This window comes from Acidobacteriota bacterium (genome assembly GCA_016184105.1).
Lineage (GTDB): Bacteria > Acidobacteriota > Vicinamibacteria > Vicinamibacterales > 2-12-FULL-66-21 > JACPDI01.
On the sequence record JACPDI010000018.1, the window covers coordinates 1 to 14,704 of the forward strand.

Consider the following 14,704-nt stretch of genomic DNA (forward strand, 5'->3'; position numbering starts at 1 on the left):
CCGAGCCAACCCTCGCCACCATGGAGACCTGCGCGCCGCAGAGACGCGCCGCGACCGCCTGGTTGGCGCCCTTCCCGCCGAAGCCGAGATCGAAGTCCTGGCCGAAGATCGTCTGGCCGGGAACGGGAAACGCGTCGGCAAACGTGACGAGATCGATGTTGGCGCTGCCGACGACGGCGATGCGGGGAGGAGTCATTCCTGTCCTCTCTTCATGGCCGGAGCCGGCCGTGTGATGCGCTCCACGTACAACCGGATGAACGTGTCGAAATCGAGATCGGTCTGCACCTGCATCTTCCGGGCGCGTTCGCCGCCAGGCCAGGGCTGCGTCGCGCCGACCGAGACGCCGTAGTTGGGGCCGTGGTTCGCGTCCACGTCGACATACAGGTCAACCGTCTTCATCAGCGTGGGATCGATCAGGGTGACGGCGGCGATCTGGTCGTACATGAAGGAGGACCTGTCGGGCCGCTGCTGGAAGCCGGGCCCCAGACGATCCTTGACCAGGCGCGTGATGGGAGTGTCGACGGCGACCACCTTATCGTACCACTCCTTCGTGAACCTGGCCTTGCGCGAGATATTCAACGGCGAGAGCACGATAGGCATGCCCGACCGGAGCACGATCTGCGCCGCTTCGGGATCGACGTAGAAGTTGAACTCGGCGTTGGGTGTATGGTTGCCGGCGCCGTCCGGCAGCGACGCGATGGCGCCGCCCATGATGACCAGCTGCCTGACGGTGCGGACCAACTCCGGCTCCTGACGGATCGCCATCGCGATGTTCGTCAGCGGGCCGATCGCCAGGACGGTGACCTGTCCCGGGTTCTGCATGACGGTGCGGACGAGGAAGTCCACCGCGGTTCTGGACTCCGCCTTCTTCGTCGCGAAGCCTCCGGGGGGCTCCGGCGCAGCCGGATTCGAATACCACCCGCCGTGCCGCCGCGTGTCCCACTCCGTCCCCTCGTGCACGAGCGGGCTGGCGGCGCCCTCGAAGACCGGGATCTCCGTGCGGCCGGTCACCTCCAGCACTTTCAGCACGTCCGCCGTAGCGACGTTCCGGCTCTTGTTGCCGGCCACCGTCGTGATGCCGAGGATGTCCAGCTCGGGAGAGTTGAGCACGAAGAACAGCGCCATCGCGTCGTCCTGGGGCGGATAGGCGAAGTCGGTGTCGAAGACGATCTTCAGCGGCTGCTGCGACAGCGCCGGAGCGGCGGCGAACAGCACGAGGAGGACGGCGCAGGTACACATGCGTTTCATGGATTGTTGCCCTCGACGGCTCGTCAGCGCGTCTTCGACGGCCGAGACATGAGATCGATGTACAGCTTGTAGAACCTGTCCTTGTCGAGATCGACCTGCACGGTCGACACCTTCCACAGCCAGTCGGGCGCCTTCACGGTGTCTTCGATGAAGATCGTCTGCCCGTAGCCGGCGCCGTGATCGATGTCGATATTGACCTTGAGCTGCCTCGTCTCGGTGATGATCGACGGGTCGATCACGGCGGCCGCGGCAATCTCGTCCCACATGTATCCGCCGCCGCCAGGCCCGCCCGGCCGCGAGTACGCGGTGAGATACTGCGCGGTCGCAGAGTCCGATTTGGCGATTGCCGCCTTGATGTCCTCCGAGAGACTGGTCTTCACGGAGATGTCGACCGGCGTGATCGTGATCTTCTTCCACGGCGCGCTCATCACCATGCGGGCGGCTTCGGGATCCCACCACCAGTTGAACTCGCGCCGGCCGTTGACGCGGTGATTCCCCCCCTTGTCCACGTTGAACCCGGCGCCCATGAGCACCAGCTCCTTGACCAGCTGCGGGAGTTCGGGATCGAGCGCGAGCGCGATGGCGACGTTGGTCAACGGCCCGCCGCACCAGAGGATCACGTCCCCGGGGTGCTTGCGAACCGTCTCTATCAGGAAGAGCGCGGCATGCGTGTCGATCGGCTTGATCGACGGGCTGCCGATCGGCAGCGCCGGCACTTCGTCCGGGCTGTGATAGCGGGCGGGGTTCCAGGCGCCCTTGTACCCGAACGTGCCGTACATCGCTTCCCAGAGCGCGGTTTCCTCGCGCGAATTGATCAGCGGAAACTTCGCCCCCTGCGCCACCGGGATGTGCCCGTGCCCCGTCAGCTCCAGCATCCGGAGCGTCCACTGCGTGCTGGCCTTCACCTGGCCGTCGCCGGACACGATGCCGATGCCGAGCACCTCGATGTCCGGCGCCTGCAGGAGCATCAGCATCGACTGATTGTCGGTCCCCGTCGCGCCGCCGAGGTCCTGGTCGATGAACACCTTCTTCTGGGCGTGGACGCCGGGCGGCGCCGCGAGGACGAGCATCGCGGCAACCGCCATGGTCCACTTCCTGTGATCGCGCCTGGCCATCGTGAATGGGTCCTCCACAAGGACGGGACGAATGCGGGCGATGGGTGAGTCGCAGAAGGGCCCTGGCGCGCGGAGGGCCCCGTGGCCCCCCGCGCGCGAGGCGCTAGAAGACGTACTTCAGCGCAAACTGGATCTGTCGCGGAGACTTCACCGTGGACTGGATCACGCCGAAGTTGGGCGCGCCGACGACGGTTCCGGGGGCCGAGAACTGCGCCTTGTTGAAGACGTTGAAGATCTCCGCGCGGAACTGGAACCGGTCGAACCTCTTGGAGAGCGCCACGTCGGCGTTCCAGCGGCCGGGCCCGAAGAGGCTGGTGCGCGGGGCGTTGCCCAGGGTGCCGGGCGCGGGCGCCGCGAAACAGCTCGTGTCGAACCAGCGTGCCACGGTCGGGTTGTCCAGCTTCCCATCACAAACCCGATCGGGCCGGTTGCCGAACGCCGTGCCCGACTGGTTGCTCGACATGCTCATGCCGAGCGGATACCCGCTGTGCGCGACGAGGATGGTGTTGATGCTCCAGCCTCCGAGAATCACCTGAGGCAGGCCTGAGAGATCGCCGAGGAAGCGTTCCCCCCGGCCGAACGGCAGCTGGTACAGCGCGCTCAGCGAAAGGTTGTGGCGCAGGTCGGTGTTCGCCGATCCGACGTCGATGTCCTCATCGGTGACCACCGGGAAATAGACGATGCCCGGGTCGCCGCCGAAACCGGACACGCCGTTGGTCGTCGCCTTGGCGTAGGTGTAGGAGCCGAGCAGGTAGAATCCGCCCGCCGAACGGCGCTCGAGTTTCAGCTGCAGCGAGTTGTACTTCATCCAGCCACGGCTGAGGGCGGCGGTCACCGCCTGCAGCTGCGGATACGGGCGGCGGGCGGCGGGATTGAAGCCGGGCCCCGGCGTCGCCGTGTTCAGGTTGCGGCTCTTGTCGAACAGCCGATCGGCATACGTGCCGGCGTAGGCGATGCTCGCCACGGAACTGAACGGCAGCTTCCGTTCGAGGTTGACGCTCCACTGCTGGACGCGCCCCTGCTTGAAGTCCACGTCGATGGTCGTCCAGTCGCCGCGGTAGTTGGCGGGATCCACCGGCTGGCTGTTGTCGGGGAAGCCGGTCCTCAGCGTGCGGACCGGCGTGATGTTGTCGCTCGTGAACGAATACGCGTTCGCGAACGGCGGGTTCTGATACGGGCCGGTGGAACCGCCCATCGCGGAGACGTCGTGGTAGATGCCGTAGCCGCCGCGGACGACGGTGTCGGTGCTTTCCTTCGGGCTCCACGCGAATCCGATGCGGGGCTGGACGTTGCTCCAGTCGGTCTTCACGCCGACCGTCCCGCCCACAAAGACCTCGCCGGTGTCGAAATCGAAGTTGCTGAAGCGATCGTGCGCCTCGGACTGGGGCGTCGTGACCATGTACGCCAGACCCAGCGTCATGGTCAGGCTGTTGTTCACCCGCCACGTGTCGTCGATGAAGCCGCGGAATTCCTTCCAGCGGCGCCCCTTCACGGAGCCCTGGAGCTGATCGTTGCGCCCGCCCGACGCCGGCAGGCCGAGCAGGAGGCTGGCGACGGCGTTGCCGGTCCTGGCGTCGAGCGCGCCGGTGGGGGTGAAGCCGGCCGTGAAGAACCGTGTGAACGAGAACTGCCCGGCGAGCGCGGTGTCCCCCAGCAGGTTCAACTGCATCATGCGCGCCGACCCGCCGAAGTTCAGGGCGTGGGATCCCTTCACCAGCGTCAGGACGTTGCTGTAGTGGAACACGTTCGTGCCGCCCTGGAACGGCGAGAACCCGCGGTCTCCGATCCCGACGAAGTTCTGGATGGTCATCCGGGTCAGCGACGAGGTCTCGGGGGTGCCGAGGTTCGCGCCGGGGATGCCCAGCTCCGCCGACTTGTTCGACCCGAATCCGAAAGACGTGATGTAGTTGAACACCCGGTTGTAACCGGCGGTGAACTGGTTGATCAGGTTGTTCCTGAAGACGTGCGTCTGCGAGACCGCCACGTTGCGCGCGTTGGTTTCGAACGACTGGTTGCTCGAGAACGCTCCAGGCGCGCCGAACCCCGGCAGACCCGTCGGCAGGAACTGCTCCGCCTCTTCGAAACTGAAGCGGCCGAACAGCCGATCGTCGTTGCTGATGTTGTGATCGATGCGGATGTCCCCCTGGTAATCGTCCAGCGTCTTGACCGGGTTCGCGAGATAGTTCCCCGCGAGCCTGTCGGTGAAGGTCGGCAGCGGCAGCAGATCCAGGAGCGCCTTGCCGATCGGATCGATGCGGCCGGCGGGAATCGTGTTGTTCGGGAACGGATCGCGAATCAGCCGGCCGGTCGCCGGGTCGATCCGGGTCGTCGCCGGGTCGTAGAGCGTCGCGGCAGGGGCGCCCGGGAACGATTCGGTGAAGATGCCCTGGTGCAGCAACGCCGTCGGGACGGTCAGCAGCGTCGTCAGGCCCTCGCGTATGTTGTTGCCCTGGAAGCCGCCGAAGAAGAACGTCCTGTCCCGCACGATCGGCCCCCCCTGCGAGAAGCCGTAGGTGTTCTGCCTCCACTTGCGCTTCTTGGGGCCGTCGAAGAAGTTCCGCGCGTCGAGCGCGTCGTTGCGGAAGAATTCGAAGGCGGTTCCGTGGAACGCGTTCTCGCCCGACTTGCTGCTCACCAGCACGGTCGTGCCGCCCCGGCTGCCGTACTGCGCCAGATAGTTGTGCGTCATGACCTTGAACTCGCGGATGGAATCGACGTTGGGCAGGATGCCGACGCCGCCCGCCGTGAGCTCGTTGTCGTCCACGCCGTCGTACAGCCAGTCGTTTGCGTTTTCCCGCATGCCCTGCGCCGACACCGACATGCTGCCGCGGTACGAGACCTCGCTGCTGGGGCCCTGGGCCAGGAAGCTGCCGGCGCGCCCCGTCACGGTGCCCGGTCCGAGCAGCGCGAGCTGCACGAAGTTGCGGCCGTTCAGGGGCAGCTCGGCGACCTGCTGGGCGTTGATCAGCTGGCCGAGCGAGGCGTCGCTGCGCTGCAGCTCGACGTTGGTGACCTGGCTCGTGACGGTCACTTCCGTGGCCAGCGAGGACAGCGCCAGGACGAAATCGAGCGTGAGGCTCTGCTGGACCTCCAGGATCACCTTGCTCCGCTCCTGGGTCTGGAAGCCGCTCATCGACGCGCCGATGGTGTAGCTGCCGATCGGCAGCAGCGGCATGGCATAGCGGCCGGCGGCGTCCGTCACGACCTCGCGCACGGCACTCGTGCCCTCGTTGCGGGCCGTCACGACCGCGCCCGGGATTCCCGCCTTCGATTCATCCATCACCGTGCCGGAGATCGCGCCGACCGACTGGGCGAACGCCGGGGCTGCCGGCAGCAGCGCCAGCGCCACGATGCACGTCGTTTCTCGCAGGGACGGTCTCTTCATGGTGCCCACCTATCGGCAGTGGCCGTCGCATGCCACGCCAGGCCAAACTGGATTGATAACGTTTACAAGAAATTTCGGCAAATTAGCTGTTGATTCCACGTGTTTGTCCGCTATAGTGCCGATTTGGATGTAAACGATTCGCGCATTACAGCGCGCGCGCCGCCGTCTGTCAAGGCTTTCCTGGCGTGGAGACCGGGCACGGCGGCAGGGAAAGGCTGATCCTTGGCGAAAACACGCGCACGGACCGGGTCGCGCCGCCGCCCGGGCGGCCAGCCGTCGGCCGCCGGCCTCAGGCGGACCGCGACGATTCAGCGCGTCGCCGACCGCGCAGGCGTCTCGATTGCCACGGTGTCGCGCGCCTTCGCCGATCCGGAATCGGTCAGCGCGGAGCTGCGGGTGCGCGTGCACGAGGCCGCCCGCGCCCTCAACTACCGCCCGAGCCGCGCCGCTCGGACCCTGCGCGTGGGCACGAGCCAGACGGTCGGCGTCGTCATCCCCGACCTCGAGAATCCGTTCTTCACGGGCGTGGTGCGCGGCATCGACAGCGTGCTGCAGGCGGCCGGCTACACGCTGCTGCTGTCGAACGCCGACGAGGACCCGGTGCGGGAGCGAACCATCCTCGAGACCCTGCGCGCCGAGGGGGTGGCGGGCATCATCTTCGTGCCGATCAACGCCGCCCGCGACACGTACCGCCAGCTGCTCGCGCCACCGGTGCACACCGTCGCCGTCGACCGGCTGCCGTCGAATCTCCGCGCGGATCTCGTCACGGTCGACAACGTGAACGGCACCCGCATCGGCGTCGCGCACCTGGCGGCGATGGGCCACCGCGACGTAGCGCTGCTCGGCGGCCCGTCGAGGCACAGCACCGCCATGGAACGCGAGCAGGGGTACCGGGAAGCCCTCCGGACGGCCGCCCTGCCGCTGCGATCCGAGCTGGTCTATCGCGGCGATTTCCGCGAGGGCACCGGGTATGACGGCATGAAGGCGCTGATGGCGCTCGCGCGTCGCCCGACGGCGGTGTTCGTGGCGAACAACCTGATGACGCTCGGCGCGCTCCGGGCGCTCCACGAGGCCGGCATCCGCATTCCGGACGAAGTCGCGCTCGTGGGCTTCGACGACATGCCGTGGGCGACCTCACTCAACCCGCCGCTCACTGCGGTGAGCCAGCCGTCGCAGGAAATCGGAACGGCCGCGGCGGACCTTCTACTCGACCGGATCGCACGGCCCGACCGGGCGGTGCGGCATGTGATTCTGGAAACGAAGCTGATCGTCAGGGCGTCGTGCGGCGCGTCGCGCGCGGGCACTCACGCGAGCCAGAAATAGGCGGCGAAAAGCGCCGCGGCCGCATACATCATCGGTTGCACGTCGCGCCCGCGCCCGCCGAGCAACTTGATCGCCACGTAGGCCATGAAGCCGTAGCCAATGCCATGAGAGATGGAGAACGTCACCGGCGTCAGCAGCAGGATGAGGAACGCGGGGAGCGCCGTGTCCACGGCGCTGAAGTCCATCCTCGCGATCTGCTGGCACATCAGGAACCCGACGACGATCAGCGCCGCGGCGCTGGCCGCCGCGGGCACGACGGCCACCAGCGGCGCCGCGAACATACAGGCGGCGAAGAGGCTCGCGACAACCACGTTGTGCAGGCCGGTGCGCGCCCCCTCGGCCACGCCCGAGGCCGACTCGACGTAGGAGGTCACCGAACTCACGCCGAAGGCGCCGCCAACGACCGCGCTGATCGAGTCGATGGCCAGGATCGAACGGAGCCGCGGAATGCGTCCCTCCCGATCGTGCAGATCTCCGGTTTCGGCAATCGCGGTGACGGTGCCGAGCGTGTCGAAGAAGTCCACCATGATGATCGAGAGCAGCAGCGGCGCCAAGCGGATGTCGAACGCGCTCCTCAGGTCCGCCTGGAGCACCGTGTCGAAGCGGGGCATCCGCAACCAGGCACCCGACGGCCAGTGCGACACGCCGATCAGGAGTCCGGCGGAGGTGGCGGCCACGATCCCGATGACGATCGCGCCGGGCACTTTCTTCGAGAGCAGGAACGCGATGATCAGCAGCCCGCCCAGCGCGAGGAGCGGCTCGGCGGCTTGCAGCGACCCGTGCGTGACGGGAGGAACGGTGGTGAGCGGATCGGCGTTGATCGCCGCGAGCGAACCCGCCGGGATGACGACCAGCCGCGCGTTCACCGCTCCGATGAAGGCGATGAACAGCCCGATACCCACGCTGATCGCGCGGCGCAGGTCGAGCGGAATGGCCCTCATCACCGCTTCACGCACGCCGGCCAGCACGAGCGCGAGCACGATCAGCCCGTTCAGCGCGACCAGTCCCATCGCCGCCTGCCACGAGCCGGTCTGTCCCACGACCTGAAACGCGACGACGGCGTTCAGGCCCATGCCGGGCGCCAGCGCGATGGGAAAGTTCGCGCCGAGTCCCATGAGCAGCGTGCAGATGGCGGCGGCAGCCGCCGTCGCCGCCGCGGCCGCCTCGAACGGGATTCCCGCCGACGCAAGGATCGACGGATTGGCGAACAGGATGTACGCCATCGTCAGAAACGTGGTGAGGCCGCCGCGGACCTCGCGCGCGGTCGTCGTGCCGCGCGCGTGCAGATCGAAATTCATCATGGGGGACTGGCCGCGCAGTCTATCCGAAGTGGCGCACGACTCCAATGGAGCCAGCAATCATGACGCAAGACGACTCGAACGGGTGGACGCGCCGCCGTTTTCTCGCCGGGACGGTGGGGACGTCGGCATGGGCGGCGATGTCGCGCGACGTGAGTGCGGCGCAGACAACGCCGCGCCCGGGCGACGGGTCCACGTCGCAGCCGCTGCCTGCCGACGCGCAGGAGCGGATGCGCGGCCGGCTCCGCCTGATGCGTGTGGGGCTGGCACAGGAGCCCGCCGACGTCGTGATCGAAGGCGGCACCCTGCTCGACACCATCACGGGGGAGTTGCTGCCAGGCTGGGGGGTGGCGATCGCCGGCGATCGGATCGCCGCCATCGGCGATGTCGGACGGCACGTCGGCCCCCGGACCGTCCGGGTGACCGCGACGGGCATGACGCTGGTGCCGGGCTTCGTCGATGCGCACTACCACGGCGAGAGCAGCCGCCTGAGCGCACGCCGGCACGCGGAGGTCACTCTTCCCCAGGGGCTGACGGCGTACTTCGAGGGCACGCACGAAATTACCAATGCCGCGCGGGGACTGCCGGGCGTGGAGTACTTCGTCGAGGCCGGCCGCCGGCTGCCGCAGAAGATCTATCCCTGTGTGTCGTCGGCCACCCCTCCAAGTCCCGTCGAGACGACGAGCGGCTACATCGGATACTCGGAAACGGCGCTTGCCTTCGAGCGGTGGCCGGAGGAGGCGCGTGGCATCGACGAGGTGATGGATCTGCCGCGCGTGCTCGACGGCTCGGCACGGCTCCACGGCGTCATCCAGGCCACGCTCGACGATCGCCGCGTCGTGGCGGGCCACGGCAGCCCGCCGCTGGACGTACTCGACGGGTGGATCGCGGCGGGCATCATGTCGAGCCACTCGTCCCGCATCGCCGAGTCGCTCACGATGCTGCGCAAGGGGGTGCACCTGCAGCTGAAGACCGAGCGGACGGCCGACATCATCCGGCAGCTCGTCGATCTCCCGCTGCGCGACTGGCGGAATGTCGGCCTTGCCGTGGACGATCGGACGGTCGCCGATCTCCTCGACCGCGGCGGGATCGACCACGAGGTACGCACGGCGATCGCGCTGGGCGTGCCGCCGATCACCGCGTACCAGATGGCCACGATCAACAACGCGGCCCACTGGCAGGTCTCGCATCTCCACGGCGTGCTCGCGCCGGGTCGCTATGCCGACGTCCTGATCGTCTCGGACTTCGAGAAGGTCGCGATCGATCGCGTGTTCGCGAACGGCCGCCTCGTCGCGGAACAGGGGCGGCTGGCCGGCCCCCTGGACGCCGGCCCAATCGATCCCGCGCTGCGTAACACGGTGCGCTTGTCGCGGGAGCTGCGCGCGTCGGATTTCGAGATCCTCGCGCCGCCCAATCGCCGCGACGTGCGGGCGTACGTGCTGCCGCCCAGGTACTTCTCGCGCGAGCTGGGGCCGATCACGAAGACCCTGCCCGCCAGCGGCGGCCGGGTGCAGCGCGACCTGCCGCGAGGCATCACCAAGTTCGCGATCGTCGAGCGGTACGGCAAGGGCATGAGCATCGGCGTCTCGTTCTGGGAGCTGGGCTTCGACCAGGGGGCGATCGCGTGGACGGTCAACCACGACCATCACAATCTGGGCGTCTTCGGCGCGAGCGACGAGGACATGGCGGTCGCCGCGAACCGGTGCGCCGCCATCGGTGGCGGGTACGTCATCGTCAAGGACGGGACCGTGCTCGCCGAGCTGCCGCTGCCGGTTGCGGGGCTCATGAGCGATGACGACCCGCTGGCGGTGGCGGAGGCCATCCGCAAACTGGACAAGGTGGCCGCGGGGCTGCACCCGGCGCCCGCGCTCGCGGAGCACCCCACCGACCGCATTACGTTCATGAACCTGACGTGCGATCCGTGGAAGTATTCGCTGACCGACCTCGGCCTCTTCAATCTCGAGACACAGCAGCGGATGCCCGTGGTGTTCTGACGCGGGAGGGAAGGGGGACAGTCACACTTTCCGAAGCAGCGGTCCCGGAAAGTGTGACTGTCCCCCTTATTTCGACAGCGCGCGCGCGAGTCCCGTCCACGAATAGTCGATTCGTCCCGACCGCTCGTATCCCTCCGCGTCCTCCGCCGACATCCGCCTTCGGAGATCGCGCCGCACATCTTCCACGAATCGACCGCAGCGTTGCGCATCGCTCAACTCGGTACGACCGAGCAGGGCGCTCGCGAGTCCGGCCCACTCCTCGAGACGCGCGACGAGCTCGTCAGCGTGCGACGATGGATGATCGAACGGACCGAAGTGCGTGAGAAACACGCTCGACGGCTTCCACGCGAGGATCCGCCGCACGCTCTCGAACCAGGCGTCGAGGTCGATGTCCGGCGGGGGCGCGGGCGGCATGACGTACGTCCCCGGCGCGCGACGGATGCCAAGCGTGTCACCGACGAAGGCGAGGCCGCTCGCCTCGTCCAGGTAGCTGACGTGGTGCTTGGCGTGCCCAGGCGTGTACGCCACCCGCAGCGCGCGCCCCGCGGCCGTGATGCGTTCCCCGCCCTGCAACGCCCTCACGTTCGCCGCGGGGATGGGCAGGATCTCTCCCCACAGCCGCTGCATGTCTGCGCCGTACAGCTTCGAGGCGCTGGCCAGGAGCCGCGACGGATCGATCAGGTGCGGCGCCCCGATGGCGTGCACGTACACCGTGATCGCGGGGTTCTCACGCACGAGGTGTCCCGCGGCGCCAGAGTGATCCAGGTGGATATGCGTGACGACCAGCTCGGTGACGTCGCGCGTGGACATGCCACGCTCGCGCAGTTCAGCTGTCAGCGTGGCGAGCGAGGTCTGCGGGCCGGGGTCGACCAGCGCGAGGCCGGCGCGGCCGTGCAGGATGCCGGTGGCGATGATGCCGGGATAGCCCCGGAAACGGACGTCCGCGTAGTCCAGTCCTGTCGCAATGATGGCCATGGGTGTTCAGAATTGTACCCCGCAACGCTGCTATCATTGAAGGTTCGGGGGACATGACGGACACTCAGCGGCAGACCGGCGATCAGGTCCTCGAACGCACGCGGCAGGAGACGAAGGAGCCCGAGCTCTATAAGGTCGTCCTGCTCAACGACGATTACACGACGATGGACTTCGTCGTGGAGATCCTGGAGTCGGTGTTCAACAAGGCGCCGGCCGAGGCGTTCCGGATCATGATGCAGGTCCACACGCAGGGGCGTGGCATGTGCGGCGTGTACCCGTTTGAAATCGCGGAAACGAAGGTCGCGGCGGTCGAAGCGCGCGCGAGAGAGAGCGGGTTTCCGCTGAAGGCGATACTGGAACAAGAATGAGCCGCAGAACGCGCAGGATCCGCAGAATCACTTCTCCCCCTGCGGTTTCCGAGCCGCCCGCGGCGGGATGGTATGTTTAGTTCCTCTCTCGAGCTCGTGCTCACGGTGGCGTACCGGGAGGCGACCGCGCGCCGGCACACGCACTTGACGCTGGAGCATCTCCTCTACGCGCTCGCGCACGATCCGGACGGCGAGCGCATCCTGGCGGCCTGCGGCGCCGACCTGCCGCACCTGCGCCGTGAGCTCGACACGTTTCTCAAGAAGAACGTCGAGCAGTTCCCCCGCGGACAGCAGCGCGAGCCCGAGCAGACGCTGGCGTTCCGCCGCGTCCTGCAGACCGCGGTCCTGCACGTGCAGAGCGCGGGGCGGCCGGAAGTGCAGTCGGGCGACGTGCTCGCCGCCATCATGCAGCAGCCCGCCTCGCAGGCGGCCCGGCTGCTCGAGGACCAGGGCATCACGCGGCTGGACATCCTCAACTACATCTCTCACGGCGTGAGCAAGGTGCCGCTCGAGCCCGCATCACCGGATGAAGACGCGGAGGGGGTCACCGGCGGAACGGGGCAGGAAGGGCCGACGACCGCTCGCGATCCGCTGGCCGCCTACGCCATCAACCTGACGGAACGCGCGCGCGCGGGCGAGCTGGACCCGCTCATCGGCCGGACGATCGAGCTGCAGCGGACCATGGAAATCCTCTGCCGCCGCCGGAAGAACAACCCGGTGTTTGTCGGCGACGCGGGTGTCGGGAAGACGGCCCTCGCCGAGGGGCTTGCCGCGCGGCTGCTGCAGGACGATGTCCCCGCGGTGCTCGCGGGTGCGGAAATATTCTCGCTGGATACCGCCGCGCTGCTCGCCGGGACCCGCTTCCGCGGCGACTTCGAGGAGCGCTTCAAGGCGGTGATCCACGCGCTCCGGCGCCGTCCGAAACCGATCCTGTTCATCGACGAGATCCACGCCACCGTGGGGGCGGGCGCCACGACCGGCGGCACGATGGATCTCGCCACGATGATCAAGCCCGTGCTCACCACGGGCGAGCTGCGGCTCGTGGGCTCGACCACGTTCGAAGAGTTCAAGCACATTGAAAAGGATCGGGCGCTCGCCCGCCGACTCCAGAAGGTGCAGGTGGACGAGCCGTCAACCGACGAGACCGTCAAGATCCTGCAGGGACTGCGGGCGCGCTACGAGCAGCATCACGGCGTGACGTTTCCCGACGAGGTGCTCGAGGCGGCCGCGAAGCTTGCCGCGCGCCACCTGCGCGATTACAAGCTGCCGGACAGCGCGATCGATCTCGTCGACGAGACCGGCGCGATGCTGCGGCTCCGCGGAACGGCCCCGGCCCCAGCCCAGGCTGAGGGCCAGGCCGAGGCACCGCCCCCCGCGCCAGCGGCCGTCACGGTGGGCGACATTGAAAGCATCGTGGCCCGCATGGCGCGCATTCCGGCCAAGCAGGCCTCCTCGTCCGACAAACAGCGCCTGCGCGATCTCGATGCATCGCTGCGCCGCGTCGTGTTCGGCCAGGAGGACGCCGTCGCGCTTGTCGCCGCTGCCATCAAGCGATCGCGCGCCGGTCTCGGCCAGCCGGACCGTCCGGCCGGCTGCTTTCTCTTCACCGGGCCGACCGGCGTCGGCAAGACCGAGCTGGCGAAACAGCTGGCGCTCCACCTCGGCAACGAGTTCATCCGCTTCGACATGAGCGAGTACATGGAGAAGCACGCCGTCGCGAGGTTGATCGGCGCGCCGCCCGGCTACGTGGGGTTCGAACAGGGAGGACTGCTGGTGGACGCGGTGCGCACGCATCCGTACAGCGTCGTGCTGCTCGATGAGATCGAGAAGGCGCACCCGGACCTGTTCAACATCCTGCTGCAGGTGATGGACCACGCCACGCTGACGGACAACACCGGGCGCAAGGCGGACTTCCGCCAGTCGGTGCTCATCATGACGTCCAACGCCGGCTCTCGCGAGTTGAGCGCCGGGTCAATCGGCTTCGGCCTGGGCGGCACCAACGCGGAGCAGGTGGCGGACGCGCGTCGGCGCGACGCCGAGGGTCGCGCGAAGACGGCCGTCGAGCGGCTGTTCAGCCCGGAGTTCCGCAATCGCCTGGACGCGATCGTGCCGTTCCGCCCGCTGACGCCGCCCGTGATGGAGACGATCGTCGAGAAGTTCATCCTGCAGCTCGAAGCGCAGCTCGCCGAGCGGCGCGTGGCCATCGAACTGTCGCCAGACGCCCGCGCCTGGCTGGGCCGGAAGGGGTACGACCCGGTCTACGGCGCCAGGCCGCTCGCGCGCGTGATCCAGGCGCAGGTGCGCGACAGGCTCACGGACGAAATCCTGTTCGGGCAGCTCGAGAGCGGCGGCACCGTCCGGATCGGACTCGAGGACGATCTGCTGACCTTTCGCTATGACTGACATCAAAGTGATCGATCGCCGCTGGTGGGCGCGCGAGGAAGGCACCGCCGCCGCCGGGTCGCAGGAGCCGTCGCTGAAGCCCAGTTACGTCGAGGAGCTGGAAAAGCGGCTGGCGGAGAAGGACAAGGAGATCCAGGAGTACCTGTCGAGATATCGCGAGGCCTCGACCGGATTCGACGAGTCGCGCGCGCGACTGCGCAAGGAAACCTCGAAGGAGATCGAGCGCGGCCGGCGGGCCATGCTCGTCGAGCTGCTGGACGTGCTGGATAACCTCGATCGCGCGATCGACGCCGCCGCCGAGGCGGTCGATCTGGGCGAAACCTCGCAGAACTTCCAGGCGCTGCTGCAGGGCATCCTGATGGTGCAGCAGCAGTTCCTGGCGAAGCTCGAAGGGTTCGGCATCCGCCGCATCGATCTCGAGGGGCAGAGGTTCGATCCCGCGCGGCACGAAGCCGTCACCACCGTGCCGGTCCCCACCCCCGAACACGACGGCCGCATCGTCGGCATCGTCGCGCACGGGTATGCCGTCGACGAGGAAGTGCTGCGCCCCGCGATGGTGGCGGTCGGCAAGTACGGCGCGTAAGGGCCCTCACAA

At 67.8% G+C, this 14,704-nt stretch carries 11 protein-coding genes; 5 read left to right on the forward strand and 6 right to left on the reverse strand.

Annotation, left to right across the window (positions count from 1 at the left end):
• The 4 genes from HYU53_06900 to HYU53_06915 all read right to left on the reverse strand — a co-directional run.
• The coding region (locus HYU53_06900; GenBank protein ID MBI2220922.1) for a ribokinase at positions 1–196 on the reverse strand (196 nt) is incomplete at its 3' end.
• Positions 193–1,248, reverse strand: coding sequence for a nucleoside hydrolase (locus HYU53_06905; protein MBI2220923.1), 1,056 nt, complete (start codon positions 1,246–1,248; stop codon positions 193–195). The genes HYU53_06905 and HYU53_06900, both read right to left, overlap by 4 nt.
• Before the next feature lie 23 nt (positions 1,249–1,271).
• Positions 1,272–2,333 (reverse strand): nucleoside hydrolase, encoded by a 1,062-nt coding sequence (locus HYU53_06910; GenBank protein ID MBI2220924.1) that lies wholly within the window; start codon positions 2,331–2,333, stop codon positions 1,272–1,274.
• Positions 2,334–2,466: 133 nt separating this feature from the next.
• The gene (locus HYU53_06915) at positions 2,467–5,748 is read right to left on the reverse strand and encodes a carboxypeptidase regulatory-like domain-containing protein (GenBank protein MBI2220925.1); all 3,282 of its coding nucleotides are present in this window, start codon (positions 5,746–5,748) and stop codon (positions 2,467–2,469) included.
• A gap of 222 nt (positions 5,749–5,970) precedes the next feature.
• Here HYU53_06915 and HYU53_06920 point away from each other — a divergent pair, with 222 nt between their 5' ends.
• Complete coding sequence (locus HYU53_06920) at positions 5,971–7,071, forward strand: LacI family DNA-binding transcriptional regulator (protein ID MBI2220926.1); 1,101 nt, start codon at positions 5,971–5,973, stop codon at positions 7,069–7,071.
• Here the strand turns inward: HYU53_06920 and HYU53_06925 are convergent.
• Positions 7,053–8,372 (reverse strand): NCS2 family permease, encoded by a 1,320-nt coding sequence (locus HYU53_06925; protein ID MBI2220927.1) that lies wholly within the window; start codon positions 8,370–8,372, stop codon positions 7,053–7,055. The genes HYU53_06920 and HYU53_06925 overlap by 19 nt on opposite strands.
• A 59-nt stretch (positions 8,373–8,431) precedes the next feature.
• Between HYU53_06925 and HYU53_06930 the strand changes: the two genes are divergently transcribed.
• Entirely contained in the window at positions 8,432–10,363 is a 1,932-nt protein-coding gene (locus HYU53_06930) for an adenine deaminase (protein ID MBI2220928.1), read from the forward strand.
• Positions 10,364–10,429: 66 nt separating this feature from the next.
• Here the strand turns inward: HYU53_06930 and HYU53_06935 are convergent, their stop codons facing one another.
• Positions 10,430–11,338, reverse strand: a complete 909-nt coding sequence (locus HYU53_06935) for an MBL fold metallo-hydrolase (protein ID MBI2220929.1) — start codon at positions 11,336–11,338, stop codon at positions 10,430–10,432.
• Between the two features lie 53 nt (positions 11,339–11,391).
• On the opposite strand from HYU53_06935, the gene clpS reads away from it, so the two are divergent.
• The 3 genes from clpS to HYU53_06950 all read left to right on the forward strand — a co-directional run bounded on the left by clpS (position 11,392) and on the right by HYU53_06950 (position 14,692).
• The gene (gene clpS / locus HYU53_06940) at positions 11,392–11,706 is read left to right on the forward strand and encodes an ATP-dependent Clp protease adapter ClpS (protein MBI2220930.1); all 315 of its coding nucleotides are present in this window, start codon (positions 11,392–11,394) and stop codon (positions 11,704–11,706) included.
• A gap of 72 nt (positions 11,707–11,778) precedes the next feature.
• Complete coding sequence (locus HYU53_06945; protein MBI2220931.1) at positions 11,779–14,109, forward strand: AAA family ATPase; 2,331 nt, start codon at positions 11,779–11,781, stop codon at positions 14,107–14,109.
• The gene (locus tag HYU53_06950; GenBank protein ID MBI2220932.1) at positions 14,102–14,692 is read left to right on the forward strand and encodes a nucleotide exchange factor GrpE; all 591 of its coding nucleotides are present in this window, start codon (positions 14,102–14,104) and stop codon (positions 14,690–14,692) included. The genes HYU53_06945 and HYU53_06950 overlap by 8 nt, the downstream gene beginning before the upstream one ends.
• Positions 14,693–14,704: the final 12 nt, after the last annotated feature.